34 protein-coding genes are annotated in these 21,869 nt (G+C 67.6%); 1 reads left to right on the top strand and 33 read right to left on the bottom strand.

Annotated elements, in window-relative coordinates:
- Window positions 1–6: 6 nt before the first annotated feature.
- Window positions 7–1,497 (top strand): polysaccharide deacetylase family protein, encoded by a 1,491-nt coding sequence (locus FHR36_RS14810; protein WP_253797239.1) that lies wholly within the window; start codon window positions 7–9, stop codon window positions 1,495–1,497.
- A 72-nt stretch (window positions 1,498–1,569) separates the two neighbouring features.
- Here the strand turns inward: FHR36_RS14810 and FHR36_RS14805 are convergent, their stop codons facing one another.
- The 33 genes from FHR36_RS14805 to rplC all read right to left on the bottom strand — a co-directional run bounded on the left by FHR36_RS14805 (window position 1,570) and on the right by rplC (window position 21,860).
- Window positions 1,570–3,045, bottom strand: coding sequence for a glycosyltransferase (locus FHR36_RS14805; RefSeq protein WP_253797237.1), 1,476 nt, complete (start codon window positions 3,043–3,045; stop codon window positions 1,570–1,572).
- Window positions 3,042–4,313, bottom strand: a complete 1,272-nt coding sequence (locus FHR36_RS14800) for a nucleotide sugar dehydrogenase (protein WP_253797235.1) — start codon at window positions 4,311–4,313, stop codon at window positions 3,042–3,044. Before FHR36_RS14800 ends, FHR36_RS14805 begins: the two co-directional genes overlap by 4 nt.
- A 157-nt stretch (window positions 4,314–4,470) precedes the next feature.
- The gene (truA, locus tag FHR36_RS14795) at window positions 4,471–5,376 is read right to left on the bottom strand and encodes a tRNA pseudouridine(38-40) synthase TruA (RefSeq protein WP_253797227.1); all 906 of its coding nucleotides are present in this window, start codon (window positions 5,374–5,376) and stop codon (window positions 4,471–4,473) included.
- Window positions 5,377–5,440: 64 nt separating this feature from the next.
- On the bottom strand, window positions 5,441–5,911 hold the full coding sequence (rplQ, locus tag FHR36_RS14790) for a 50S ribosomal protein L17 (protein ID WP_253797225.1): 471 nt from the start codon (window positions 5,909–5,911) through the stop codon (window positions 5,441–5,443).
- Window positions 5,912–6,040: 129 nt separating this feature from the next.
- Complete coding sequence (locus tag FHR36_RS14785; protein ID WP_014136256.1) at window positions 6,041–7,063, bottom strand: DNA-directed RNA polymerase subunit alpha; 1,023 nt, start codon at window positions 7,061–7,063, stop codon at window positions 6,041–6,043.
- A 116-nt stretch (window positions 7,064–7,179) separates the two neighbouring features.
- The gene (gene rpsK, locus FHR36_RS14780) at window positions 7,180–7,587 is read right to left on the bottom strand and encodes a 30S ribosomal protein S11 (RefSeq protein ID WP_253797211.1); all 408 of its coding nucleotides are present in this window, start codon (window positions 7,585–7,587) and stop codon (window positions 7,180–7,182) included.
- Window positions 7,588–7,659: 72 nt separating this feature from the next.
- On the bottom strand, window positions 7,660–8,040 hold the full coding sequence (gene rpsM / locus FHR36_RS14775; protein ID WP_253797209.1) for a 30S ribosomal protein S13: 381 nt from the start codon (window positions 8,038–8,040) through the stop codon (window positions 7,660–7,662).
- Window positions 8,041–8,211: 171 nt separating this feature from the next.
- A complete protein-coding gene (rpmJ, locus tag FHR36_RS14770) occupies window positions 8,212–8,325 on the bottom strand; it encodes a 50S ribosomal protein L36 (protein WP_003956441.1) in 114 nt (37 codons plus the stop codon).
- 34 nt (window positions 8,326–8,359) lie between these two features.
- Window positions 8,360–8,581: a translation initiation factor IF-1 gene (gene infA / locus FHR36_RS14765; protein WP_003956442.1), complete on the bottom strand. Its 222-nt coding sequence runs from the start codon at window positions 8,579–8,581 to the stop codon at window positions 8,360–8,362.
- Between the two features lie 136 nt (window positions 8,582–8,717).
- Window positions 8,718–9,140 carry a large conductance mechanosensitive channel protein MscL gene (gene mscL / locus FHR36_RS14760; RefSeq protein WP_253797192.1) on the bottom strand — a complete coding sequence of 141 codons (423 nt, stop codon included), beginning with the start codon at window positions 9,138–9,140 and terminating at the stop codon, window positions 8,718–8,720.
- 124 nt (window positions 9,141–9,264) lie between these two features.
- Window positions 9,265–10,101, bottom strand: a complete 837-nt coding sequence (map, locus tag FHR36_RS14755; protein WP_253799268.1) for a type I methionyl aminopeptidase — start codon at window positions 10,099–10,101, stop codon at window positions 9,265–9,267.
- A gap of 114 nt (window positions 10,102–10,215) precedes the next feature.
- Window positions 10,216–10,869, bottom strand: coding sequence for an adenylate kinase (locus tag FHR36_RS14750; RefSeq protein ID WP_253797183.1), 654 nt, complete (start codon window positions 10,867–10,869; stop codon window positions 10,216–10,218).
- The gene (secY, locus tag FHR36_RS14745) at window positions 10,869–12,176 is read right to left on the bottom strand and encodes a preprotein translocase subunit SecY (RefSeq protein WP_253797181.1); all 1,308 of its coding nucleotides are present in this window, start codon (window positions 12,174–12,176) and stop codon (window positions 10,869–10,871) included. Before secY ends, FHR36_RS14750 begins: the two co-directional genes overlap by 1 nt.
- Before the next feature lie 231 nt (window positions 12,177–12,407).
- Window positions 12,408–12,860: a 50S ribosomal protein L15 gene (gene rplO / locus FHR36_RS14740; RefSeq protein WP_253797179.1), complete on the bottom strand. Its 453-nt coding sequence runs from the start codon at window positions 12,858–12,860 to the stop codon at window positions 12,408–12,410.
- Window position 12,861: 1 nt separating this feature from the next.
- Window positions 12,862–13,044, bottom strand: coding sequence for a 50S ribosomal protein L30 (rpmD, locus tag FHR36_RS14735; protein WP_014136270.1), 183 nt, complete (start codon window positions 13,042–13,044; stop codon window positions 12,862–12,864).
- Window positions 13,044–13,664 (bottom strand): 30S ribosomal protein S5, encoded by a 621-nt coding sequence (rpsE, locus tag FHR36_RS14730; protein WP_030457410.1) that lies wholly within the window; start codon window positions 13,662–13,664, stop codon window positions 13,044–13,046. Before rpsE ends, rpmD begins: the two co-directional genes overlap by 1 nt.
- A 48-nt stretch (window positions 13,665–13,712) precedes the next feature.
- The gene (rplR, locus tag FHR36_RS14725) at window positions 13,713–14,096 is read right to left on the bottom strand and encodes a 50S ribosomal protein L18 (protein ID WP_253797177.1); all 384 of its coding nucleotides are present in this window, start codon (window positions 14,094–14,096) and stop codon (window positions 13,713–13,715) included.
- A gap of 3 nt (window positions 14,097–14,099) precedes the next feature.
- On the bottom strand, window positions 14,100–14,639 hold the full coding sequence (rplF, locus tag FHR36_RS14720) for a 50S ribosomal protein L6 (protein ID WP_253797174.1): 540 nt from the start codon (window positions 14,637–14,639) through the stop codon (window positions 14,100–14,102).
- A gap of 22 nt (window positions 14,640–14,661) precedes the next feature.
- Window positions 14,662–15,069: a 30S ribosomal protein S8 gene (gene rpsH / locus FHR36_RS14715; RefSeq protein ID WP_045305887.1), complete on the bottom strand. Its 408-nt coding sequence runs from the start codon at window positions 15,067–15,069 to the stop codon at window positions 14,662–14,664.
- Between the two features lie 262 nt (window positions 15,070–15,331).
- Entirely contained in the window at window positions 15,332–15,517 is a 186-nt protein-coding gene (locus FHR36_RS14710; protein WP_008747480.1) for a type Z 30S ribosomal protein S14, read from the bottom strand.
- A gap of 3 nt (window positions 15,518–15,520) precedes the next feature.
- Entirely contained in the window at window positions 15,521–16,090 is a 570-nt protein-coding gene (rplE, locus tag FHR36_RS14705; RefSeq protein WP_253797172.1) for a 50S ribosomal protein L5, read from the bottom strand.
- On the bottom strand, window positions 16,090–16,401 hold the full coding sequence (rplX, locus tag FHR36_RS14700; protein ID WP_030263484.1) for a 50S ribosomal protein L24: 312 nt from the start codon (window positions 16,399–16,401) through the stop codon (window positions 16,090–16,092). The genes rplE and rplX overlap by 1 nt, the downstream gene beginning before the upstream one ends.
- 16 nt (window positions 16,402–16,417) lie before the next feature.
- Complete coding sequence (rplN, locus tag FHR36_RS14695) at window positions 16,418–16,789, bottom strand: 50S ribosomal protein L14 (RefSeq protein WP_030300391.1); 372 nt, start codon at window positions 16,787–16,789, stop codon at window positions 16,418–16,420.
- Window positions 16,790–16,888: 99 nt separating this feature from the next.
- Window positions 16,889–17,161 carry a 30S ribosomal protein S17 gene (gene rpsQ, locus FHR36_RS14690; RefSeq protein WP_253797170.1) on the bottom strand — a complete coding sequence of 91 codons (273 nt, stop codon included), beginning with the start codon at window positions 17,159–17,161 and terminating at the stop codon, window positions 16,889–16,891.
- The gene (rpmC, locus tag FHR36_RS14685) at window positions 17,161–17,385 is read right to left on the bottom strand and encodes a 50S ribosomal protein L29 (RefSeq protein ID WP_253797160.1); all 225 of its coding nucleotides are present in this window, start codon (window positions 17,383–17,385) and stop codon (window positions 17,161–17,163) included. Before rpmC ends, rpsQ begins: the two co-directional genes overlap by 1 nt.
- Entirely contained in the window at window positions 17,385–17,804 is a 420-nt protein-coding gene (gene rplP, locus FHR36_RS14680) for a 50S ribosomal protein L16 (protein ID WP_014136280.1), read from the bottom strand. Before rplP ends, rpmC begins: the two co-directional genes overlap by 1 nt.
- 5 nt (window positions 17,805–17,809) lie before the next feature.
- Complete coding sequence (rpsC, locus tag FHR36_RS14675; protein ID WP_253797158.1) at window positions 17,810–18,634, bottom strand: 30S ribosomal protein S3; 825 nt, start codon at window positions 18,632–18,634, stop codon at window positions 17,810–17,812.
- Window positions 18,634–18,981, bottom strand: coding sequence for a 50S ribosomal protein L22 (rplV, locus tag FHR36_RS14670; protein ID WP_030232471.1), 348 nt, complete (start codon window positions 18,979–18,981; stop codon window positions 18,634–18,636). The genes rpsC and rplV overlap by 1 nt, the downstream gene beginning before the upstream one ends.
- 59 nt (window positions 18,982–19,040) lie before the next feature.
- A complete protein-coding gene (gene rpsS, locus FHR36_RS14665) occupies window positions 19,041–19,322 on the bottom strand; it encodes a 30S ribosomal protein S19 (protein ID WP_014136283.1) in 282 nt (93 codons plus the stop codon).
- 11 nt (window positions 19,323–19,333) lie between these two features.
- A complete protein-coding gene (gene rplB, locus FHR36_RS14660) occupies window positions 19,334–20,170 on the bottom strand; it encodes a 50S ribosomal protein L2 (RefSeq protein ID WP_253797150.1) in 837 nt (278 codons plus the stop codon).
- A gap of 36 nt (window positions 20,171–20,206) precedes the next feature.
- Window positions 20,207–20,530: a 50S ribosomal protein L23 gene (gene rplW, locus FHR36_RS14655; protein ID WP_380230564.1), complete on the bottom strand. Its 324-nt coding sequence runs from the start codon at window positions 20,528–20,530 to the stop codon at window positions 20,207–20,209.
- Window positions 20,530–21,207: a 50S ribosomal protein L4 gene (rplD, locus tag FHR36_RS14650; RefSeq protein ID WP_253797148.1), complete on the bottom strand. Its 678-nt coding sequence runs from the start codon at window positions 21,205–21,207 to the stop codon at window positions 20,530–20,532. The genes rplW and rplD overlap by 1 nt, the downstream gene beginning before the upstream one ends.
- Window positions 21,208–21,212: 5 nt before the next feature.
- Window positions 21,213–21,860 (bottom strand): 50S ribosomal protein L3, encoded by a 648-nt coding sequence (rplC, locus tag FHR36_RS14645; protein WP_035863529.1) that lies wholly within the window; start codon window positions 21,858–21,860, stop codon window positions 21,213–21,215.
- Between the last annotated feature and the right edge of the window lie 9 nt (window positions 21,861–21,869).

Raw genomic sequence — 21,869 nt, 5'->3', positions numbered from 1 at the left:
GCCACCATGAGCTTCCTGCCGACATCGCGCGCCATCAGCCGGCGCTCCGCCCTCCGCCTGGCCGGTACCGGCGGCCTCCTGACCGCGTCGGGGGCGCTGCTCGCCGGGTGCGGCGACGGCGGCGGGGGCACGAAGCCCACCTCCTCCGCCTCCGGCCCGTCCAAGGCGCCCGGTGCGGTGCCCTCGCCGTTCAACACCCCCGGCTCGGACCTGCCGATCCTCACCCCGGGCGGCTACACCCCGAGCAGCCGGCGGGCCACCTGGACCCAGCAGTTCCAGAACGGCCACGGCTGGTCCGCGGGCGGCGCCGGCACCAAGTCGTACGAGCTGAACGACACCGCGCTGTTCATGCAGGGCAGCCAGGCCGTCCGGGTCACCACCGACGGTTCGGGCCGGCAGAGCTACGTCCGCAGGACGGGCATGCCGAAGATGGACCTGACCAACAAGATGATCAGGTTCACCCTGCGCGTGGACGACGTCACCCACCTGCACAAGCTGGCCTTCTACCTGGGCACGAGCTCGCTGGCCAACTGCTTCCAGTGGCAGTTCCACACCCACTCCACCAAGGCCGCCAACTACGTGCAGTCCGGCGAGTGGGTCGTCGTGCACATCCAGTGGGCCGACGTCACCAACACCTCCGGGTCGTACAGCCTCTCCCAGACCGGTGTCCCCTCCACCACCACCGGCTTCACCGACATGTCCTTCGTCGCGTACGACGACGCGGGCGGCCCGGTGACGTACCACCTCCAGGCGATCGAGGTGCTGCCGGACACCCGCACCACCTTCCCGCGCGGCGCGGTCTCGATCACCTTCGACGACTCGCGCTCCTCGGTCCACGACCTGGCGCTGCCCGCGATGAACGAGCACCGCTTCGCCGGCACCATGTACAACATCGCGCAGGCGGCCGGCACCAACGGCTTCCTCACCGTCGACCAGATGCGCGGCATGCAGGACTCCTCCGGCTGGGAGATGGCCGGGCACTCGTTCTCCACCGACGCCCACAACTCGGGCTACAACCAGCTGAGCGCGCAGCAGGTGGACGAGGACATGGGACGGCTGCGGGACTGGCTGGAGTCCAACCACTTCAGCAAGGACAACTTCGCCTACCCGCACGGCTCCTTCCAGACCACCTCGGACGGCGTCGGGGTGGACCGGATCGCCGCCCGGCACTTCGCCACCGCCCGCTCGATCATCTACGAGACCATCGAGTCGTTCACGCCCGCCATGCCCTACCGGCTGAAGGCGCTGACCGGTCTCAATGACGGCACCAACACCGGCGGTTCGACGCTGGCCGAGGTGATCGGCCAGGGCGGCAAGCTCGACCGCTGCGCCAAGAGCGGCGATTGGCTCATCCTCTGCTTCCACGAGCTGGTCCCGGACAACCCGACCGCGAGCACCCAGATCACCCAGACCGGCTTCGCCACGGTCATGGAGGCGATCGCGGCCCGCGGCATGCCGGTCATCACGGTCTCCGAGGCGATGAAGCACTGGTCCTGAGGGACGGCCGAAACGCGAAACGGTCCCCCGCGCCACCGGGCGCGGGGGACCGTCCTCGTTCGGTGGGCCGGATCAGACCCCGCTGAGGGCGGCGCCCGGGAAGCCGGGCTCGTCCTCGTTCCACATCGCCGAGTAGTCGCCGCCGCTGCCGGAGTCCACGGTGACCTCCACACCGGCCTCGCGGGTGCCCCACTTGCCCTTGTTGAGGGTGAGCAGGGCGTAGAAGCGCAGCGGGGTGAGCAGGGTCAGCTGGATCACACCGTAGACCGGCGCGAGCATGAACATCCCGAAGCGCTTGATCAGGCCCATGTTCCGGCGGGGGAAGTCCAGGTAGCGCACGTTGCGCAGGTAGCCCATGAGGACCATGAACATCAGGTAGTCGCTCGCGTGCCGCAGGAAGGCGTACGGGTTCAGGATGGGGCTGACCACCAGCGAGTAGACCATCGCCGAGCCGAAGACGAGCCACAGGCCCATCTCCATCACGGTCAGCCAGAACGCGGGCCGGGTGATCCGCTGGTTGCGCAGCGCCCAGAGCGACTCGCGGAAGAAGGACTTGTTCCAGCGGACCTGCTGGCGCAGGAAGTGCGGCAGCTTCTCCGGGACGGCGGTGTAGCCGACCGCGGACTCCTGGAAGACCACCTGGCCCTCGGTGAGGCAGTAGTTGGTCATCCGGCGGTCGTCGCCGAAGACCGCCGGCTTGCCGAGGAACTGCTGGTTCAGGAAGTCCGGCAGGTACTTGCGGACCAGGTCGCCGCGGTAGGCGGACAGCGCGCCGCAGCAGCAGAGCACCGAGTTGAGCTGGGAGTACGCGGCCCGCTCGAACAGGAACGAGTTGCCGTACCGCAGGTCCTGCAACCGGGTGAACAGGTTGGCGTCGTGGTTGAGCGCCAGCACCATGCCGGTCGAGGCCATCACCCGGTCGTCGACCAGCGGCACGATCAGCTCGCGGACGGTGTCCCGGGTCAGCACCGTGTCGGAGTCGACGCAGAGGAAGACGTCCGAGTACGGGGCGTGCAGGAAGCCGCGGGCCAGCGCCTCGCGCTTGCCCTTGTTCTCCGGCTGGGGGCTCACCTTGAACACCACGCCGGCGTCCTCGAACTCCCGCGCCATCCGCCGGGCCACCGCCAGACCCGTGGGGTCGGCGCTGGCGTCGTCGATGATGTGCACCTCGTTGGGGAGGCGGCTCTGCGCGAGCAGGCTGCGCAGGCCCTGCTCGAACATCGAGGGGTCCTCGTTGTAGATGGGGAGGACCGCGGTCACCCACATCTCGTCCAGCTTCTGGAGGTCCTGGGTGCCGGCGCGCTTCGGCCGGTAGAACAGCGCCAGGAACATCTTGATCGTCAGCAGGCCGACGGCCGCCAGCGAGTAGAAGTGGATGGAGGACTTGTCCATCTTGGTGGCGATGAACGCGGCGAGCAGCGCGAAGACCACGTACGACACCTTGAGGTGCCGCTTCCTGCGGTGGCCCTGGCGGTCCCCGCGCGTCCGGCCGGCCACCGCGCTCGGCGCCGGCTGGTTTCTCCGGGCGTCGTCGCGGGACTTGCTCACAGTTGCACCGCCTGCGGATGCCCGACCGTCTTGCCGCGGGTGTCGAAGAGCAGGGACGCGCGGTCGGCCAGCTCGGTGAGGTCGATCTCGCTGTGCGGCTGCAGCAGGACGGTGAGGTCGGCGCCGGCCGCCTCCGCAAGGTAGTCGGTGACCCGCTCCACCGGAACGCCGGCCACGTCCCAGGCGGGGACGTTGGGGTCGTAGTAGCGGACGTCCGCGCCGCGGCGCAGCAGTTCGACCGCCACGGCGGTGGCCGGCGTCTCGCGCTGGTCGGATATGTCCGGCTTGTAGGTCACGCCGAGCAGCAGCACCCGGGAGCCGTTCATCGCCTTGCCGCGGGTGTTGAGCAGGTCGACGGCGCGCTGGACCACGTGCACCGGCATCCGCTGGTTGATCTCCTGGGCCAGCTCGACGAACCGGAACGGGATGCCCAGCGACCTGACCTTGTAGGAGAGGTAGTTCGGGTCGATCGGGATGCAGTGCCCGCCGACGCCCGGACCCGGGTAGAACGGCGCGAAGCCGAACGGCTTGGTCGAGGCGCAGCGGATGGCGTCCCACAGGTCGACGCCGATCTCGCGGCAGAACATCGCCATCTCGTTGACCAGGGCGATGTTGACGTGCCGGTAGGTGTTCTCCAGCAGCTTGGCCATCTCGGCCTCGCGCGGGCTCTTGGCCTCGACCACCTCGCCCACGAAGCGCTCGTACAGCCCGCGGGCCGCCTTGGTGCAGTCCGCGGTGCAGCCGCCGACCACCTTGGGCGTGTTCTCCAGGCCGAAGTCGGGGTTGCCGGGGTCGATCCGCTCGGGCGAGAAGGCGAGGTGGAAGTCGGTGCCGACGCGCAGGCCGGTCGCCTCCAGCGCGGGGCGGACCACGTCGTCGGTGGTGCCCGGGTACGTCGTCGACTCCAGCACCACCAGCGTGCCGGGGGTCAGGTGCTCCGCCACCACGGCGACGGCGCTGTTCACCGCGGTCAGATCGGGTGCGCCGTGCTCGGTCAGCGGCGTCGGAACGCAGATCACCACCGCCTTGGCGGAGGCTATGACCGACCCGTCGGTGGTGGCGGAGAAACCCTTCTCCAGCATTTCCGCGAGTTGTGCGTCGGAAATGTCGTCGATGTGCGATTCGCCCGCGTTCAGACCGTCCACGACCTTCGTGCTCCGGTCCAGGCCGATCACCCGCAAACCTGCCCGGGCGGCCCCGCGCGCCAAGGGAAGACCGACGTAACCCAGGCCGATCACGACAAGATCGGCATCCCTGCGGGCACTCATAGCGGCACAACTCCAAAGACTGCTTCCACGGCGTCGCTTCCCGCGACCTGAAGATGGTCGCACAGCGGGGTGCGGGCCGTTTACGGAGGGGTACCGAGCGGCGAGTGACGGGCATCACAGCGGAAGTCCGCAAATGCCCGATTGTCCAATTCCGGTTTTATGTACCGGGCAGCGTCCGCATCCGGCGGGCGGCCCGGTTCCGCTCGGCGAGCAGCTCGTCGGCCGGGTAGCCGACCTCCTCCAGGGTCAGCCCGTACGGCCGGATCACGTTGACCGCGGAGTTGCGCACCCCGCCGGCCAGCACCTCGCCGGGGAACTCCACCGGCCGGTGCCCGTCGCCGACCAGCAGCATCGCCCCGACCAGCGCCCGCACCATGTTGTGGCAGAAGGCGTCGGCCCGGACGGTCGCCACCGCGAGCGAGCCCTCCTGCGTCGCGTAGCCGTCCACCGGAACGCGGTCCCAGTGCAGCTCCAGCAGGGTGCGGATGGTGGTCGCGCCCTCGCGCTTCTTGCAGTACGCGGCGAAGTCGTGCTCGCCCAGCAGCAGCTTCGCGGCGGCGTTCATCCGCTCGATGTCCAGCGGCCGGTCGTGCCAGAGCACGTGTCCGCGCAGCAGCGGGTCCACCCCGCCCGGGTGGTCGGCCACCCGGTAGGCGTACCGGCGCCAGATCGCCGAGAAGCGGGCGTCGAAGCCGTACGGCGCCGCGGCGACCCGGTAGATCCGCACATCGGCGGGGAGCCGGCCGGCCAGCCGGCGCAGCAGCTTCTCGCCGTGCGCGGCCCACAGCTCGACCGGCAGGTCGACGTGCGCGACCTGGCCGCGGGCGTGCACCCCGGCGTCGGTGCGGCCGGCCACCGTGAGCGGGTAGTGCTCGGCGCTGCGGGTGACGATCTGCAGGGCGATCTCGATCTCCTCCTGCACGGTGCGGCGGCCGCGCTGTCGCGCCCAGCCGGAGAACTCGGCCCCTTGGTACGCCAGGTCCAGCCGGATCCGGACGTACCCGTCGGCCGGGCCGTCCTTGACGGGGGGCTGCTCGGCGCAGTCGTTCACTTCATCTCCCATGGACACGGAACGGGCCCGCTCCCCCACGGATGGGAGAACGGGCCCGAACGAACACCTAGAGGTGTCAGGCCTCGGTGGCCTCGTCGGCAGCGGCCTCGGTGGCCTCCGCCTGCTCGGCCTCCTTGACCGCGCGCTTGGCGGCGGCCTCGGCCTCGGCGACGGTCGCCTTGGTGGCGATCTCGCCCTCGACCAGCTCGATCACGGCCATCGGGGCGTTGTCGCCACGACGGGTGCCGATCTTGGTGATACGGGTGTAGCCACCCGGGCGGTTCTCGAAGCGCGGCGCGATCTCGGTGAAGAGGGTGTGCAGCACCGAGACGTCGGTGATGGTCTTGCGCACCAGGCGACGGTTGTGGATGTCGCCCTTCTTCGCCTTGGTGATCAGCTTCTCCGCCAGCGGGCGCAGGCGACGGGCCTTGGCCTCGGTGGTGGTGATGCGGCCGTACTGGAACAGCTCACGGGCCAGACCGGCGAGCAGCAGCGGCTCGTGGTGCGGGCCGCCGCCGAGGCGGGCACCCTTGGTGGGACGCGGCATGGAATTACTCCTCGAATCTCCGACTGCGGCCGTACCAGGTACCGCAGCGGGCGTACGGACACTGTGCCCGTACGACTTGCACGGTGCCGGGGGCGGTCCACAAGGGACCGCCCCCGGCCCGAATCCTTCTTAGTACTGCTCGGTCTCCGCGTAGCCCTGGTCGTCCAGGTCGTCGGCGCCGAAGGCGTCGGCGGCGGCGGTCGGGTCGAACCCGGGCGGGCTGTCCTTGAGGGCCAGGCCCATGCCGGCCAGCTTCGCCTTGACCTCGTCGATCGACTTCGCACCGAAGTTGCGGATGTCGAGCAGGTCGGCCTCGGAGCGGGCCACGAGCTCACCCACGGTGTGGATGCCCTCGCGCTTGAGGCAGTTGTACGACCGAACGGTGAGCTCGAGCTCCTCGATCGGCAGCGCCAGGTCGGCGGCCAGGGCGGCGTCCGTCGGGGACGGGCCCATGTCGATGCCCTCGGCGTCGACGTTCAGCTCGCGGGCGAGGCCGAACAGCTCGACGAGGGTCTTGCCGGCCGAGGCCATGGCGTCACGCGGACGCATGGCGGGCTTGGTCTCGACGTCGACGATCAGCTTGTCGAAGTCGGTCCGCTGCTCGACACGGGTGGCCTCGACCTTGTAGGTGACCTTCAGCACCGGGCTGTAGATCGAGTCGACCGGGATGCGGCCGATCTCCTGGCCGGAGGCCTTGTTCTGCACGGCGGAGACGTAGCCGCGACCGCGCTCGACGGTCAGCTCCATCTCCAGCTTGCCCTTGCCGTTCAGCGTGGCGAGGACCAGCTCGGGGTTGTGCACCTCGACACCGGCCGGGGGCGCGATGTCGGCGGCGGTGACCACACCCGGGCCCTGCTTGCGCAGGTACATCACGACCGGCTCGTCGTGCTCCGAGGAGACGACCAGCTGCTTGATGTTGAGGATGAGGTCGGTCACGTCCTCCTTGACGCCCGGCACGGTGGTGAACTCGTGCAGGACACCGTCGACCCGGATGCTGGTGACAGCGGCGCCCGGGATCGAGGAGAGGAGGGTGCGGCGGAGCGAGTTGCCGAGGGTGTAGCCGAAGCCCGGCTCCAGCGGCTCGATCACGAACCGCGAGCGGAATTCATCGACGACCTCTTCGGTCAGCGAGGGACGCTGAGCGATCAGCATGAGAGGTGTTCCTCCAGTTGTCTTCGGCACCCACTATTTGATGCCGACGGACTCAAGCGTACGGGGTCCCGTACGAAACGGGACCCCGAACGAGGTTTCAGCGCGGCGCTGCAGCGTCAGACGCGGCGGCGCTTCGGCGGACGGCAGCCGTTGTGCGGGGTGGGGGTGACGTCCTGGATCGAGCCAACCTCGAGGCCGGTGGCCTGGAGGGAGCGGATCGCGGTCTCACGGCCGGAGCCCGGACCCTTGACGAAGACGTCGACCTTGCGCATGCCGTGCTCCTGCGCGCGACGCGCGGCCGACTCGGCGGCCATCTGCGCGGCGAACGGGGTGGACTTGCGCGAGCCCTTGAAGCCGACGTGGCCGGCAGAGGCCCAGGAGATCACGTTGCCCGCGGGGTCGGTGATCGAAACGATGGTGTTGTTGAACGTGCTCTTGATGTGGGCGTGCCCGTGAGCGACGTTCTTCTTCTCCTTGCGGCGGATCTTCTTCGCGCCGGCAGCCTGACGACCCTTGGGGGGCATAAGTCTGTTCTCCTACTGAGGTGGTCGGTCCGCTAACCCGCGGGCCGGAGGGATGTCCGGTTACGGGACGGACTACTTCTTGCCCGGCTTCTTCTTGCCGGCGATCGCGCGACGCGGGCCCTTGCGGGTACGCGCGTTGGTGTGGGTGCGCTGGCCGCGGACCGGAAGGCCGCGACGGTGACGCAGACCCTCGTAGCAGCCGATCTCGACCTTGCGGCGGATGTCGGCGGCGACGGCACGGCGGAGGTCACCCTCGACCTCGAAGTTCGCGTCGACGAACTTCTGCAGCTTGACGAGGTCTTCCTCGGTGATGTCACGGACGCGGATGTCCGGGTTCACGCCGGTCTCGGCCAGCGCCAGCTGGGCGCGGGTCTTGCCGATGCCGTAGACGTAGGTGAGGGCGATCTCGATCCGCTTCTCGCGGGGGAGATCAACGCCGGAAAGGCGTGCCATTGATGGCTCCTGTGCTTCTTCAGAGGTCTTGCGTGCCGCCTACTCGATGTCTCTCGACAAGGAGCCCCGGCCTCTGACCGGGGGTGGCAGTCCGTGGGATCGGATCGGGCGGCCCGCTTATGACGTTGTTGCGCGTCGCGCGAAGGTCCTACGAGAAATGCTGGGGAGAGATCAGCCCTGGCGCTGCTTGTGGCGCAGGTTGTCGCAGATCACCATGACCCGGCCGTGGCGGCGGATCACCTTGCACTTGTCGCAGATCTTCTTGACGCTCGGCTTGACCTTCATGATTCAGGTTCTCCGGGGTCTAGATCTGGCGTTGTTACTTGTATCGGTAGACGATCCGGCCGCGGGTCAGGTCGTAGGGGCTGAGCTCCACCACGACCCGGTCATCCGGAAGGATGCGGATGTAGTGCATGCGCATCTTGCCGCTGATGTGCGCGAGGACCTTGTGACCGTTCTGCAGCTCGACCTTGAACATCGCGTTCGGAAGAGACTCGATCACGGTGCCCTCGATCTCAATGGCGCCTTGCTTCTTAGCCATGAACTGCGAGATCCACCCTTCGGGGTCCGGCTACCGTATGCGGAACGCTCGTGCGAACCAGGCATCACCTCATCCCGAGTGGGGTGAGGGCGTGCTGAAACACGCTACGAGTGAGCCGACAGTCCATGCTACACGCTCAGCGAAGGGTCGCTGCCACCGGCTCCACGTGGGCGGTGCACGCGGAGCACCGGCTGGCCGCCTGCGGGATCTCGGTGAGGCACTCCGGGCAGGGGCGCTTCGGGGTCTTCGGCTTCTTCGGCAGGTAGCGCTCGGTGGCCTTGGTGACCGGGAGCACCACGCAGAAGTACAGCACCGCGGCGGTCATGAAGAAGGCGATCAGCACGTTCAGGAACTGGCCGTACGGGAAGGTGACGCCCGCCGCGCTGAACTTGTAGGAGCCGAAGTCGCCGGCCGCGCCGACCACCACGCCGACCAGCGGGGTGAGGAACGCCGACACGAAGCCGGTGACCACACCGGTGAAGGCGGCACCGATCACCACACCGACGGCCATGTCGATCACGTTGCCGCGCATCATGAAGTCGCGGAAGCCCTTGAGCACTGTCTCTCCCCTGCGTCCTGCATCACCGACTGTTCAACTGATGAAAATAGGACAAGGGCCTCGGGGGGTACAAACCCCGAGGCCCTCAATGAGACGGACGACTCAGCCGACGGCCGGTCCGGGCTCAGCCCAGCGGGTCCGGCGCGGCCACCACGCCCAGCTTGGCCAGCTCGGCCCGGCCGCCGTCGAAGGCGGTCAGCACCAGCGGGCCCTGCTCGGTGACGGCCACCGAGTGCTCCCAGTGCGAGGCCCAGGTGCCGTCGTCGGTGACGACCGTCCACTCGTCGTCCAGCACGGTGGTGTGCGGGGTGCCGAGCGAGACCATCGGCTCGATCGCCAGCACGGTGCCGGGGATCAGCTTCGGACCCTTGCCGCGGCCGGCCACGTAGTTCAGCACGTGCGGCTCCATGTGCATGGCGGTGCCGATGCCGTGGCCGCCGTAGCCCTCGGTGATGCCCCACTTGCCCTTGGGCGGCAGCGGCTGGCGGCGGATGAAGCCCTCGATCGCCCGGGAGACGTCGACCAGGCGGTTGCCCTTCTTCATCTGGGCGATGCCGGCCCACATCGAGCCCTCGGTCACCTTGGACAGCGCGGTGTTCTCCGGGGCGGTCTCGCCGACCGCCACGGTGATCGCCGCGTCGCCGTGCCAGCCGTCCAGGATCGCGCCGCAGTCGATCGAGATCAGGTCACCCTCACGGAGGACCCGCTCGCCGGGGATGCCGTGGACGACCTCGTTGTTCACCGAGGCGCAGATCACGCCGGGGAACCACAGGCCGCCGTGGTGGGCGCGGAAGTTCGAGGTGGCGCCGTGGTCGGTGATGACCTTGTCCGCGATGTCGTTGAGCTCCTGGGTGGTCACCCCCGGCGCGACGGCCTCGCGGCAGGCCTTCAGGGCCTCCGCGACGACCAGCCCGGCCGCCCGCATCTTCGCGATCTGCTCGGGGGTCTTGATCTCCACCATCTGGTCAACGCCTTCCATCGTCAGCTGCTTCTACACCACGGTACGACGCACGGACGCACGGACGGCCGGGACGCCCCTGCGGGGGGCTTCCCGGCCGTCCGGTGACGCCGTGCGTCAGTCGTTGCTCTTCAGGGCGGCGACCGCGCGTTCGGTCACCTCGTCGACCTTCCCCAGGGCGGAGATGGTCACCAGGAGGCCCTGCTCCTGGTAGTAGCCGATGATCGGCTCGGTCTTGGAGTGGTACTCCTCCAGACGGACCCGGACGGCCTCCTCGGTGTCGTCCGAGCGCTGGTAGAGCTCGCCACCGCACTCGTCGCAGACACCGTCGGTCTTCGACGGGTTGTACACCACGTGGAACACGTGCGCGCCGTCGTTGCGGCACAGCCGGCGGCCGGCGATCCGCTTGACGACCTCGTCCTCGGGGACCTCGAGGTCGAGCACGCCGTCGAGGGCGATGCCCTCCTCGGCGAGGATCTCGTCCAGGGCCTTGGCCTGGCCGAGGTTCCGGGGGAAGCCGTCCAGCAGGAAGCCGCCCGCGGCGTCCGGCTGGAGCATCCGGTCCTTGGCCATCCCGATGGTGACCTCATCCGGCACCAGGCGACCCGCGTCCATGTACGCCTTGGCCTCGAGGCCCAACGGGGTGCCCTGGCTGATGTTGGCGCGGAACAGGTCTCCGGTGGAGATGTGGGGAATGGACAGGGTCTTGGCCAGGACGTGCGCCTGAGTACCCTTCCCGGCCCCGGGGGGTCCGACGAGGACGATACGCATCAGCGGAGGAACCCTTCGTAATTACGCTGCTGGAGCTGGCTCTCGATCTGCTTCACAGTTTCGAGTCCGACGCCGACGACGATCAGCACGCTGGTGCCGCCGAACGGGAAGTTGGTCTGCTGTCCGAAGGCGACCAGGGCGATCATCGGGATCAACGCGATCAGGCCCAGGTAGAGCGAACCCGGCCACGTGATGCGGGTGAGCACGTAGTTCAGGTACTCGGCCGTCGGTCGGCCGGCCCGGATGCCCGGGATGAACCCACCATACTTCTTCATGTTGTCGGCAACTTCTTCGGGGTTGAAGGAGATGGCCACGTAGAAGAAGGCGAAGAACACGATCAGCACGAAGTACGTGACCATGTAGATCGGGTGGTCGCCCTTGACGAAGTTGGTCCGGATCCAGGTCGCCCAGCCCGCCTGCGAGTTGGTGAGCTGAACCACCAGCGCGGGGATGTAGAGCAGCGACGAGGCGAAGATGACCGGGATCACGCCCGCCTGGTTGACCTTGAGCGGGATGTAGGTCGAGGTGCCGCCGAACGCCCGGCGGCCGATCATGCGCTTGGCGTACTGCACCGGGATCCGGCGCTGGGCCTGCTCGACGAAGATCACCAGGCAGACCACCACGACGCCGACCAGCACCACCGCGAAGAACTCGCCCCAGCCGTCCAGCAGCTTGCCGGACTGCTTGATCGCCCACATCGAGCCGGGGAAGCCGGCCGCGATGGAGGTGAAGATCAGGATCGACATGCCGTTGCCGATGCCGCGGTCGGTGATCAGCTCACCCAGCCACATGATCACGGTGGTGCCCGCGGTCATGGTGATCACCATCGTGGCGATCCGGAAGATCGACTGGTCCGGCACGATGTCGCGGGCGTAGATGCAGCCGGAGAACAGCGCGCCGCTGGACGCGGTCGCGATGATGCCGGTGCCCTGGAGGATCGCCAGCGCGATGGTGAGGTAGCGGGTGTACTGCGTGATCTTCGCGGTACCGGCCTGACCCTCCTTCTTCAGCTGCTCGAGCCGCGGGATGACCACGGTGAGGAGCTGGAGGATGATGCTGGCCGTGATGTACGGCATGATGCCGAGCGCGAAGATGGTCAGCTGCAGCAGCGCTCCGCCGCTGAACAGGTTGACCAGGCCGAAGAGACCCTGTTTGGTCTCCTTCACGCAGCTGTTGACCGCGGTGAAGTTGACCCCGGGTACGGGAATGTGCGCGCCCAGCCGGAACAGCACCATGATGCCCAGCGTGAACAGCAGCTTCTTGCGCAGGTCGGGCGTCTGGAACGCCCGCGCGAACGCACTGAGCACGGTGCCTCCTGCGCCTCCCGGCCGCATCGGCGGGAGGGTCGGTCCTGATGTGGGGTAAGGGGGAACTCCAGGGACTCTAACAGTGCGCGGGCGCTCCACAGAAGCGTGGAAGGCCGCTCCCCCACTCATGGGGTACGGCTTGCCCGGTTTTGACGCACAAGTCCCGCACAAACGGCAACGGGCCCCGCACCCCCTGGAAGGAGGGCGCGGGGCCCGGAGTCGACACCTACGTCAGATCAGCTCGGTGACCGAGCCGCCGGCGGCGGTGATCTTCTCGGCGGCGGAGCCGGAGACGGCGTCCACCGTCACCTGCAGCGCCACCGCGATGTCGCCCTGGCCGAGGACCTTGACGAGCTCGTTCTTGCGAACGGCGCCCTTCGCGATCAGGTCGGCCACGGTGACCTCGCCACCGTTCGGGTAGAGCTCGGCCAGGCGGTCCAGGTTCACGACCTGGAACTGCTTGTGGGCCGGGTTCTTGAAGCCCTTCAGCTTCGGCAGGCGCATGTGGAGGGGCATCTGGCCACCCTCGAAGCGCTGCGGAACCTGGTAGCGGGCCTTGGTGCCCTTGGTACCACGACCGGCGGTCTTACCCTTGGAGCCCTCACCGCGACCCACACGGGTCTTCTCGGTCTTGGCGCCCGGGGCGGGCCGCAGGTTGTGGATCTTGATCGGCGAGTCCGCCATGTCAGTCCACCTCCTCGACCGTGACGAGGTGACGAACGGTGTGGACCATGCCGCGGATCTCCGGGCGGTCCTCCTTCACCACGGTGTCGTTCAGCCGCTTGAGGCCGAGCGAACGGAGGGTGTCACGGTGGTTCTGCTTGCTACCGATGTACGACTTGGTCTGGGTGACCTTGAGGCGAGCCATCAGGCGCTCACCCCAGCCGCACGGGCCCGGAGCAGGGCGGCCGGAGCCACGTCCTCCAGGGGCAGGCCACGACGGGCGGCGATCTCCTCGGGGCGCACGAGGCCCTTCAGAGCAGCCACGGTGGCGTGCACGATGTTGATCGCGTTGTCCGAGCCGAGCGACTTCGACAGGATGTCGTGAACGCCGGCGCACTCGAGGACGGCACGCACCGGGCCACCGGCGATAACACCGGTACCGGGGGACGCCGGCTTCAGCAGCACGACGCCGGCGGCCTTCTCGCCCTGGATCGGGTGCGGGATGGTGCCCTGGATACGGGGAACCTTGAAGAAGTTCTTCTTGGCCTCCTCAACGCCCTTGGCGATGGCGGCCGGAACCTCCTTCGCCTTCCCGTAACCGACACCCACGGTGCCGTCACCGTCGCCCACCACGACCAGCGCGGTGAAGCTGAAACGACGACCACCCTTGACAACCTTGGCCACACGGTTGATGGCAACAACGCGCTCGACGTAAGCGGTCTTCTCGGCGACCGGGGCGCCGCCCCGCTCGTCGCGCTTACGGTCGCGCCGCTCGCCACCCGTGCCGCCGCCGGCGCCGCTACCGCGGCGCTGGGGTCCAGCCATTGGAATTACCTCTCTCGTTTACGTCCGCCGACAGAGTCGACGAGCGGCTTAGAAGTCGAGCCCGGCCTCACGGGCCGCGTCCGCCAGGGCGGCGATGCGGCCGGCGTACCGGTTGCCCGCGCGGTCGAAGACGACCGACTCGACGCCGGCGGCCTTGGCGCGCTCGGCGACCAGGCTTCCGACCTTCTTGGCCAGCTCGGTCTTGTCGCCCTCGGTGCCCTTGATGGACACGTCGAGGGTGGACGCCGACGCCAGGGTGTGACCCTTGGCGTCGTCGATGACCTGGGCGACCATGTGGCGGTTCGAACGCGTCACGACGAGGCGCGGACGCACCTCGGTGCCGACGACGCGCTTGCGAACGCGGATCGCGCGGCGCTTGCGAGCGGCGCTCTTGTAGGCGTTGCCCTTGCCGATCTTGACAGAGACGCTCATCGCTTACTTACCACTCTTTCCGACCTTGCGGCGGATGACCTCGCCCGCGTACTTGACGCCCTTGGCCTTGTACGGGTCGGGCTTGCGCAGCTTGCGGATCTTAGCGGCGACCTCGCCGACCTTCTGCTTGTCGATGCCGTCCACGTGGAACTTGGTGGGCGACTCGACGACGAAGGAGATGCCCTCCGGCGCGGGGACCAGGATCGGGTGGCTGTAGCCCAGCGCGAACTCCATGTCGGAGCCCTTCGCCGTGACGCGGTAACCAACACCGCTGATCTCCAGCGACTTGCGGTAGCCCTGGGTCACGCCGGTGATCATGTTCGCCACCAGCGTGCGGGTCAGGCCGTGCAGGGCCTTCGACTGCCGCTCGTCGTTCGGGCGGGAGACGAGCAGGGTGCCGTCCTCGCCCTTGCCGATCTCGATCGGCGCGGCGACGACGTGGGTGAGGGAGCCCTTGGGGCCCTTCACCGACACCTCGCGGCCATCGATGGTGACGTCCACGCCGGCGGGAACCGAGATGGGCAGCCGTCCAATGCGAGACATTGCTGTACCTCCGTTTCCCGAATTACCAGACGTAGGCGAGAACTTCTCCGCCTACGCCCTTCTTGGCGGCCTGCTTGTCCGTGAGGAGACCCGAGGACGTGGAGATGATCGCCACGCCCAGGCCGCCGAGGACCTTCGGCAGGTTGGTGGACTTTGCGTAAACGCGCAGACCCGGCTTGCTGATGCGCTTGATGCCGGCGATGGAGCGCTCACGGTTGGGGCCGAACTTGAGCTCGATGGTCAGCTTCTTGCCGACCTCGCCCTCGGTGGGGTCCTCAACCTTGTAGGAGGAGATGTAACCCTCCTGCTGCAGGATCTCGGCGACGTGCGCCTTGATCTTGCTGGCCGGCATCGCCACGGAGTCGTGGTACGCCGAGTTCGCGTTCCGCAGACGCGTGAGCATGTCTGCGATGGGGTCGGTCATGGTCATGGTGGCCTCAGGCCTCTCTCGCCGTGGTTTCTCCGCACCAGGTCCCCCTTCCGCACTCCGAGGAGTGCGGAAGAGGCACAAGCGCAGGGGACCTGCGACGTAGTAAGACTGGGTTTGCGAGCCCTCATACGAGAGCCGCGAGAATCCGACCGGATCTCGCGGCAGGGGGCCCGACCCCACTACCTTACGGGATCCCTCTCGGGAAACCCAAAAGGGTCGGGGCCGGGCACACTGCTTCGCGGGTCAGAGCAGTCGGTAAGGGTTACCAGGAGCTCTTGGTCACGCCCGGCAGCTCGCCGCGGTGCGCCATCTCACGGAGGCACACACGGCACAGGCCGAACTTGCGGTACACCGAGTGCGGGCGGCCGCAGCGCTGGCACCGGGTGTACGCCCGGACGCCGAACTTCGGCTTGCGCTCGGACTTAGCGATAAGGGCCTTCTTCGCCATGGCTCACGCCTCCTTGAACGGGAAGCCCAGAGCGCGCAGGAGCGCCCGGCCCTCATCGTCGGTCTGAGCGGTGGTCACGACGGTGATGTCCATACCGCGCTGACGGTCGACCTTGTCCTGGTCGATCTCGTGGAACATGACCTGCTCGGTCAGACCGAAGGTGTAGTTGCCACGGCCGTCGAACTGCTTGGGCGAGAGGCCGCGGAAGTCACGGATACGCGGCAGAGCCAGCGACACCAGACGGTCCACGAACTCCCACATGCGGTCACCACGGAGGGTGACGTGGGCACCGATCGGCTGGCCCTCGCGCAGCTTGAACTGCGCGATGGACTTGCGGGCCTTGGTGACGGCCGGCTTCTGACCGGTGATCGCGGTCAGGTCCTTGATGGCACCCTCGATCAGCTTGCTGTCACGGGCGGCCTCGCCGACACCCATGTTGACCACGACCTTGACCAGGCCGGGGATCAGCATGACGTTCTCGTACGAGAACTGCTCGTGCAGCTGACCCTTGACCTCGGAGTTGTAACGCTCCTTGAGGCGGGGGGTCACCTTCTCAACAGTCGTCTCAGACATCAGATGTCCTCACCGGTCCGCTTGGCAACGCGGATCTTGTTGCCCTGGTCGTCAAAGCGGTAGCCGACGCGGGTAACGACCTTCTTGCCGTCCTTCTCCACGACCAGCTGGACGTTGGAGACGTGCACCGGGGCCTCGACGGTCACGATGCCACCCTGGGTGCCGGGGCCCGGCTTGGTGTGCTTCTTGACCCGGTTGACACCCTCGACGAGGACCTTGTTCTCAGCCGGCATGGCCTGGATGACCTTGCCCTGCTTGCCCTTGTCCTTGCCGGTGATGACCTGGACCAGGTCACCCTTCTTGATCTTCATGCTGTTCGCCATGAGATTAGAGCACCTCCGGCGCGAGCGAGATGATCTTCATGAACTTCTTGTCACGCAGCTCGCGGCCCACCGGGCCGAAGATGCGGGTACCGCGGGGGTCACCGTCGGTGTTCTTCAGAACGACCGCGGCGTTCTCGTCGAAGCGGATGTACGAGCCATCCGGACGACGACGCTCCTTCACGGTGCGGACGACGACGCACTTGACGACGTCACCCTTCTTCACCGAACCGCCGGGGATCGCGTCCTTGACGGTCGCGACGATGACGTCCCCGATACCGGCGTAGCGGCGACCGGAGCCACCGAGAACGCGGATGCAGAGAATCTCCTTGGCACCCGTGTTGTCGGCGACACGCAGTCGCGACTCCTGCTGGATCACAGCTTTCTCCTGATCGTCAACGAGAGTCGACGGGCCGGCCGCTGCTCACACCGGCATCCAAGGACCCGGTGCACATACGGCCGTACCTCATCGGCTTCGTTACTTGGCCTTCTCGAGGATCTCGACGACGCGCCAGCGCTTCGTCGCGGACAGCGGCCGGGTCTCCATGAGGAGGACACGGTCGCCGATGCCGCACGCGTTCTGCTCGTCGTGCGCCTTCAGCTTGCTGGTACGGCGGATGACCTTGCCGTACAGCGCGTGCTTGACGCGGTCCTCGACGGCGACGACGACGGTCTTGTCCATCTTGTCGCTGACGACGAGACCCTCACGGGTCTTGCGGAAACCGCGCGTCTCGTTGGTGTTCTCAGTCATCAGGCGTTCTCCACCGTCTCGATGCCCAGCTCGCGCTCGCGCATCAGGGTGTAGATCCGCGCGATGTCCTTACGGACCAGCCGGAGCCGGCCGTGGTTGTCGAGCTGCCCGGTCGCCGCCTGGAAGCGGAGGTTGAACAGCTCCTCCTTGGCCTCGCGGAGCTTGGCAACGAGCGCCTCGTTGTCCAGCTGGCGAAGCTCAGCAGCCTTGGTAGCGGCCGACATCAGCTCTCACCGTCCTCGCGCCGAACGATCCGGCACTTCATCGGAAGCTTGTGCGCGGCACGGGTGAGCGCCTCGCGAGCAATCTTCTCGTTCGGGTACGACAGTTCGAACATGACCCGACCCGGGTGCACGTTCGCGATCCACCACTCCGGCGAACCCTTACCGGAACCCATGCGGGTCTCGGCCGGCTTCTTGGTGAGCGGGCGGTCCGGGTAGATGTTGATCCAGACCTTGCCACCACGACGGATGTGACGGGTGATCGCGATACGAGCGGACTCGATCTGACGGTTCGTCACGTAGGCCGGGGTCACGGCCTGGATGCCGAACTGGCCGAACGCCAGCTCGGTGCCGCCCTTCGAGGCGCCGCGGCGCTTCGGGTGGTGCTGCTTGCGGTGCTTGACCCTACGAGGGATCAGCATGGGGGTCAGGCCTCCGTTCCGGTGTTCTCGGCAGCCGGAGCCTCGACGGCCGGGGCGGCCGGAGCGGCCTCGGCAGCGGCGGGACGACGGCCACGGCCACCGCGCTCGCCACCACGACGCTCACCGCGAGCGGGACGACCGCCCTCGGGACGCGCCGGGCGGTTGCCCGAGCGGGCAGCGGCGTTCTCAGCGCGGACCTCGGCGATGTTCTTGACGTCGCCCTTGTAGATCCAGACCTTCACGCCGATACGGCCGAAGGTCGTCTTGGCCTCGAAGAAGCCGTAGTCGACGTTCGCGCGCAGGGTGTGCAGCGGCACACGGCCCTCGCGGTAGAACTCCGAACGGCTCATCTCGGCGCCGCCGAGACGACCGGAGCACTGAACCTTGATGCCCTTGGCGCCGGCCTTCATGGTCGACTGCATGCTCTTACGCATGGCGCGACGGAAGGAGACGCGGGAGGACAGCTGCTCCGCGACGCCCTGAGCCACGAGCTGGGCGTCCAGCTCGGGGTTCTTGACCTCGAGGATGTTCAGCTGGACCTGCTTGCCGGTCAGCTTCTCGAGGTCGCCGCGGATGCGGTCGGCCTCGGTGCCACGGCGACCGATGACGATGCCGGGGCGAGCGGTGTGGATGTCAACGCGGACGCGGTCGCGGGTGCGCTCGATCTCGACCTTGGAGATGCCGGCGCGCTCCATGCCCTTCGTCATCATGCGACGAATGGCGACGTCTTCCTTGACGTAGTCCTTGTACAGCTTGTCGGCGTACCAGCGGGACTTGAAGTCCGTGCTGATGCCGAGGCGGAACCCGTGCGGGTTAACCTTCTGGCCCATTACCGGGTCCCTTCCTTGCTGCTGACGACCACGGTGATGTGGCTGGTCCGCTTGCGGATCCGGTAGGCACGGCCCTGGGCGCGCGGACGGAACCGCTTCAGGGTCGGACCCTCGTCAACGTACGCCTCAGAGATGTAGAGGTCGTCCACGTTGGAGTGGTTGTAGTTGTGCGCGGCGTTGGCGATGGCGCTGTCGAGCACCTTGCCGACCGGCACGGTGGCGGCCTGCGGAGCGAAACGCAGGACGGCCTGGGCCTCCGTGGCGTTGAGGCCACGGATGAGGTCCACCACGCGGCGGGCCTTCATGGGCGTAACGCGGATGTACCGCGCCTGGGCCCTGGCTTCCATGGTTGTCCCCTTAAAGGAGTAAGTCATTGAGTCGTTCTGGCGCTGAAGCTCGGAAGCGACTAGCGACGCTTCGACTTGCGGTCTTCCTTCACGTGCCCCTTGAAGGTGCGCGTGGGAGCGAACTCGCCGAGCTTGTGGCCGACCATCGACTCGGTGACGAACACCGGGACGTGCTTACGGCCATCGTGGACCGCGATCGTGTGGCCAAGCATGGCCGGGGAGATCACGGAACGACGGGACCAGGTCTTGATGACGTTCTGCGTGCCCGCCTCGTTCTGCACGTCCACCTTCTTCTGAAGGTGGTCGTCGATGAAGGGGCCCTTCTTGAGACTGCGCGGCATCTGACCTGCTCCTAGCGCTTCTTGTTGGTCTTGCGGCGGCGCACGATGAGCTTGTCCGACGCCTTGCCCGGGCGACGGGTACGGCCCTCGGGCTTGCCCCACGGCGAGACCGGGTGGCGACCACCGGAGGTCTTACCCTCACCACCACCGTGCGGGTGGTCGATCGGGTTCATGGCCACACCACGCACGGTCGGGCGGACGCCCTTCCAGCGCATACGGCCGGCCTTGCCCCAGTTGATGTTCGACTGCTCGGCGTTGCCGACCTCGCCGACGGTGGCGCGGCAGCGCGCGTCCACCAGGCGGATCTCGCCGGAGGGCATGCGCAGGTGCGCCATCTTGCCCTCACGAGCCAGCAGCTGAATGCCGGAACCCGCGGAACGGGCCAGCTTGGCGCCACCGCCGGGACGGAGCTCCACCGCGTGGATGGTGGTACCGACCGGGATGTTGCGCAGCGGCAGGTTGTTGCCCGGCTTGATGTCGGCGCCAGCGCCGTTCTCGATCCGGTCACCCTGGGTGATGCCGCGCGGGGCGATGATGTAGCGCTTCTCGCCGTCCGCGTAGTGCAGGAGCGCGATGCGCGCAGTGCGGTTCGGGTCGTACTCGATGTGCGCGACCTTGGCCGGCACGCCGTCCTTGTCGTGACGACGGAAGTCGATCACGCGGTAGGCGCGCTTGTGACCGCCACCCTGGTGGCGAGCGGTGATACGACCGGCGTTGTTACGGCCGCCCTTGCTGTGCAGGGGGCGAACCAGCGACTTCTCCGGCGTGGACCGCGTGATTTCGACGAAGTCGGCCACGCTCGAGCCACGACGGCCCGGCGTAGTCGGCTTGTACTTGCGGATACCCATTTTCGTCCTCGTCCTAATCGACGATCACGATCCCCGTCAGGCGGAGACCGGACCACCGAAGATGTCGATGCGGTTGCCCTCGGCCAGCGTCACAATGGCGCGCTTGGTGTCCTTGCGCTTGCCGAAGCCCGTCTTGGAGCGCTTGCGCTTGCCCTGACGGTTCAGCGTGTTGACGGCCTCGACCTTGACCGAGAAGACCGCCTCGACGGCCTGCTTGATCTGGGTCTTGTTGGCACCGGGAGCCACGACGAACGTGTACTTGTTCTCGTCGAGGAGCGAGTAGCTCTTCTCGGAGATGACCGGCTTGATCAGGACGTCACGGGGGTCCGAGTACGTCTTGCTCGTGATCTCTGCAGCCATCAGGCGGCGCTCCCTTCGAGCTCGCCCTCAGCGGCAACGGCCTTCGCGGACGCGGCCGGACCGGCCACGAAACGCTCGAAGGCGGCCTGGGTGAAGACCACATCGTCGGAGACGAGCACGTCGTAGGTGTTCAGCTGGCCCGCGTCCAGGATGTGCACGTTCGCCAGGTTGCGAGCGGACAGGATGCCCAGCTCGTCCTCGCGCTCGACCACCAGGAGGAGGTTCTTGCGCTCGGAGATCTTGCCGAACAGGCTCTTCGCGGCCTTGGTCGACGGCGCCTCGGTCGCGGTCACGCCGGTGACGACGTGGATGCGGTTGTGGCGGGCCCGGTCGGTGAGCGCACCGCGCAGGGCGGCGGCGATCATCTTCTTCGGGGTCCGCTGCGAGTAGTCGCGCGGCACGGGACCGTGCACGACGCCACCACCGGCGAACTGCGGCGCACGGGTCGAGCCCTGACGGGCGCGGCCGGTGCCCTTCTGGCGGTACGGCTTCTTGCCGCCGCCGCGGACCTCGCCACGGGTCTTGACCTTGTGAGTGCCCTGACGGGCCGCAGCGAGCTGCGCCACGACGACCTGGTGCATCAGCGGAACGCTGACCTTGGCGTCGAAGATCTCGGCGGGCAGCTCGAGGCTGCCGGCCTTGTCGCCAGCCGGCGACAGGATGTCAATGGTCGTCATTTCCTTCACAGCCCCTTCGCCGCGGTGCGGACGAGGACGAGGCCGCCGTTCGGGCCCGGGATCGCGCCCTTGATGAGCAGCAGACCCTTCTCCGCGTCGACCGCGTGCACGGTCAGGTTCTGGGTGGTCACGCGCTCGTGACCCATCCGACCCGCCATGCGCATGCCCTTGAACACACGACCCGGGGTGGCGCAGCCACCGATGGAGCCGGGCGAACGGTGCTTGCGCTGGGTGCCGTGACCGGCGCCGAGGCCCTTGAAGTTGTGACGCTTCATGACACCGGCAAAGCCCTTGCCCTTGGAGGTGCCGGTCACGTCGACCTTGACACCCGCCTCGAACAGCTCGGCGGTGATCTCCTGGCCCAGGGTGTACTCGGACGCGTCCGAGGTACGGAGCTCGACCAGGTGGCGGCGGGGGGTGACACCGGCCTTGGCGAAGTGGCCCTGGAGGGGCTTGTTCACCTTGCGGGGGTCGATCTCGCCGAAGCCGATCTGGACGGCGTCGTAGCCGGCCGGGCTGTCGGCGGTGTGGACCTGGGTCACGACATTGGGCCCAGCCTTGACGACGGTCACCGGGACAACCCGGTTGTTCTCGTCCCAGACCTGGGTCATGCCGAGCTTCTCGCCCAGGATGCCCTTAATCTGCTTAGCCATCTTCGGTGC

The sequence above is a fragment of the Kitasatospora cinereorecta genome (genome assembly GCF_024172095.1).
GTDB lineage: Bacteria > Actinomycetota > Actinomycetes > Streptomycetales > Streptomycetaceae > Kitasatospora > Kitasatospora cinereorecta.
The sequence above is the reverse complement of the archived record's forward strand: the minus strand, read 5'-3'. Positions and strand labels throughout refer to the sequence as shown.

Bases quoted from the DNA above. Each gene is read 5' to 3' on its own strand.
- FHR36_RS14810 (WP_253797239.1), top strand. From the start codon at position 7: ATGAGCTTCCTGCCGACATCGCGCGCCATCAGCCGGCGCTCCGCCCTC.
- FHR36_RS14800 (WP_253797235.1), bottom strand. From the start codon at position 4,313: ATGAGTGCCCGCAGGGATGCCGATCTTGTCGTGATCGGCCTGGGTTAC.
- truA (WP_253797227.1), bottom strand. From the start codon at position 5,376: ATGGGAGATGAAGTGAACGACTGCGCCGAGCAGCCCCCCGTCAAGGAC.
- rplQ (WP_253797225.1), bottom strand. From the start codon at position 5,911: ATGCCGCGTCCCACCAAGGGTGCCCGCCTCGGCGGCGGCCCGCACCAC.
- FHR36_RS14785 (WP_014136256.1), bottom strand. From the start codon at position 7,063: ATGCTGATCGCTCAGCGTCCCTCGCTGACCGAAGAGGTCGTCGATGAA.
- rpsK (WP_253797211.1), bottom strand. From the start codon at position 7,587: ATGCCCCCCAAGGGTCGTCAGGCTGCCGGCGCGAAGAAGATCCGCCGC.
- rpsM (WP_253797209.1), bottom strand. From the start codon at position 8,040: ATGGCACGCCTTTCCGGCGTTGATCTCCCCCGCGAGAAGCGGATCGAG.
- rpmJ (WP_003956441.1), bottom strand. From the start codon at position 8,325: ATGAAGGTCAAGCCGAGCGTCAAGAAGATCTGCGACAAGTGCAAGGTG.
- infA (WP_003956442.1), bottom strand. From the start codon at position 8,581: ATGGCTAAGAAGCAAGGCGCCATTGAGATCGAGGGCACCGTGATCGAG.
- map (WP_253799268.1), bottom strand. From the start codon at position 10,101: ATGGTGGAGATCAAGACCCCCGAGCAGATCGCGAAGATGCGGGCGGCC.
- FHR36_RS14750 (WP_253797183.1), bottom strand. From the start codon at position 10,869: ATGCGTATCGTCCTCGTCGGACCCCCCGGGGCCGGGAAGGGTACTCAG.
- rplO (WP_253797179.1), bottom strand. From the start codon at position 12,860: ATGGCGGACTCGCCGATCAAGATCCACAACCTGCGGCCCGCCCCGGGC.
- rpmD (WP_014136270.1), bottom strand. From the start codon at position 13,044: ATGGCTCGCCTCAAGGTCACCCAGACCAAGTCGTACATCGGTAGCAAG.
- rpsE (WP_030457410.1), bottom strand. From the start codon at position 13,664: ATGGCTGGACCCCAGCGCCGCGGTAGCGGCGCCGGCGGCGGCACGGGT.
- rplR (WP_253797177.1), bottom strand. From the start codon at position 14,096: ATGAGCGTCTCTGTCAAGATCGGCAAGGGCAACGCCTACAAGAGCGCC.
- rplF (WP_253797174.1), bottom strand. From the start codon at position 14,639: ATGTCTCGCATTGGACGGCTGCCCATCTCGGTTCCCGCCGGCGTGGAC.
- rpsH (WP_045305887.1), bottom strand. From the start codon at position 15,069: ATGACCATGACCGACCCCATCGCAGACATGCTCACGCGTCTGCGGAAC.
- FHR36_RS14710 (WP_008747480.1), bottom strand. From the start codon at position 15,517: ATGGCGAAGAAGGCCCTTATCGCTAAGTCCGAGCGCAAGCCGAAGTTC.
- rplE (WP_253797172.1), bottom strand. From the start codon at position 16,090: ATGTCTGAGACGACTGTTGAGAAGGTGACCCCCCGCCTCAAGGAGCGT.
- rplX (WP_030263484.1), bottom strand. From the start codon at position 16,401: ATGAAGATCAAGAAGGGTGACCTGGTCCAGGTCATCACCGGCAAGGAC.
- rpsQ (WP_253797170.1), bottom strand. From the start codon at position 17,161: ATGACTGAGAACACCAACGAGACGCGCGGTTTCCGCAAGACCCGTGAG.
- rpmC (WP_253797160.1), bottom strand. From the start codon at position 17,385: ATGTCGGCCGCTACCAAGGCTGCTGAGCTTCGCCAGCTGGACAACGAG.
- rplP (WP_014136280.1), bottom strand. From the start codon at position 17,804: ATGCTGATCCCTCGTAGGGTCAAGCACCGCAAGCAGCACCACCCGAAG.
- rpsC (WP_253797158.1), bottom strand. From the start codon at position 18,634: ATGGGCCAGAAGGTTAACCCGCACGGGTTCCGCCTCGGCATCAGCACG.
- rplV (WP_030232471.1), bottom strand. From the start codon at position 18,981: ATGGAAGCCAGGGCCCAGGCGCGGTACATCCGCGTTACGCCCATGAAG.
- rpsS (WP_014136283.1), bottom strand. From the start codon at position 19,322: ATGCCGCGCAGTCTCAAGAAGGGCCCCTTCATCGACGACCACCTTCAG.
- rplB (WP_253797150.1), bottom strand. From the start codon at position 20,170: ATGGGTATCCGCAAGTACAAGCCGACTACGCCGGGCCGTCGTGGCTCG.
- rplW (WP_380230564.1), bottom strand. From the start codon at position 20,530: ATGGCTGCAGAGATCACGAGCAAGACGTACTCGGACCCCCGTGACGTC.
- rplD (WP_253797148.1), bottom strand. From the start codon at position 21,207: ATGACGACCATTGACATCCTGTCGCCGGCTGGCGACAAGGCCGGCAGC.
- rplC (WP_035863529.1), bottom strand. From the start codon at position 21,860: ATGGCTAAGCAGATTAAGGGCATCCTGGGCGAGAAGCTCGGCATGACC.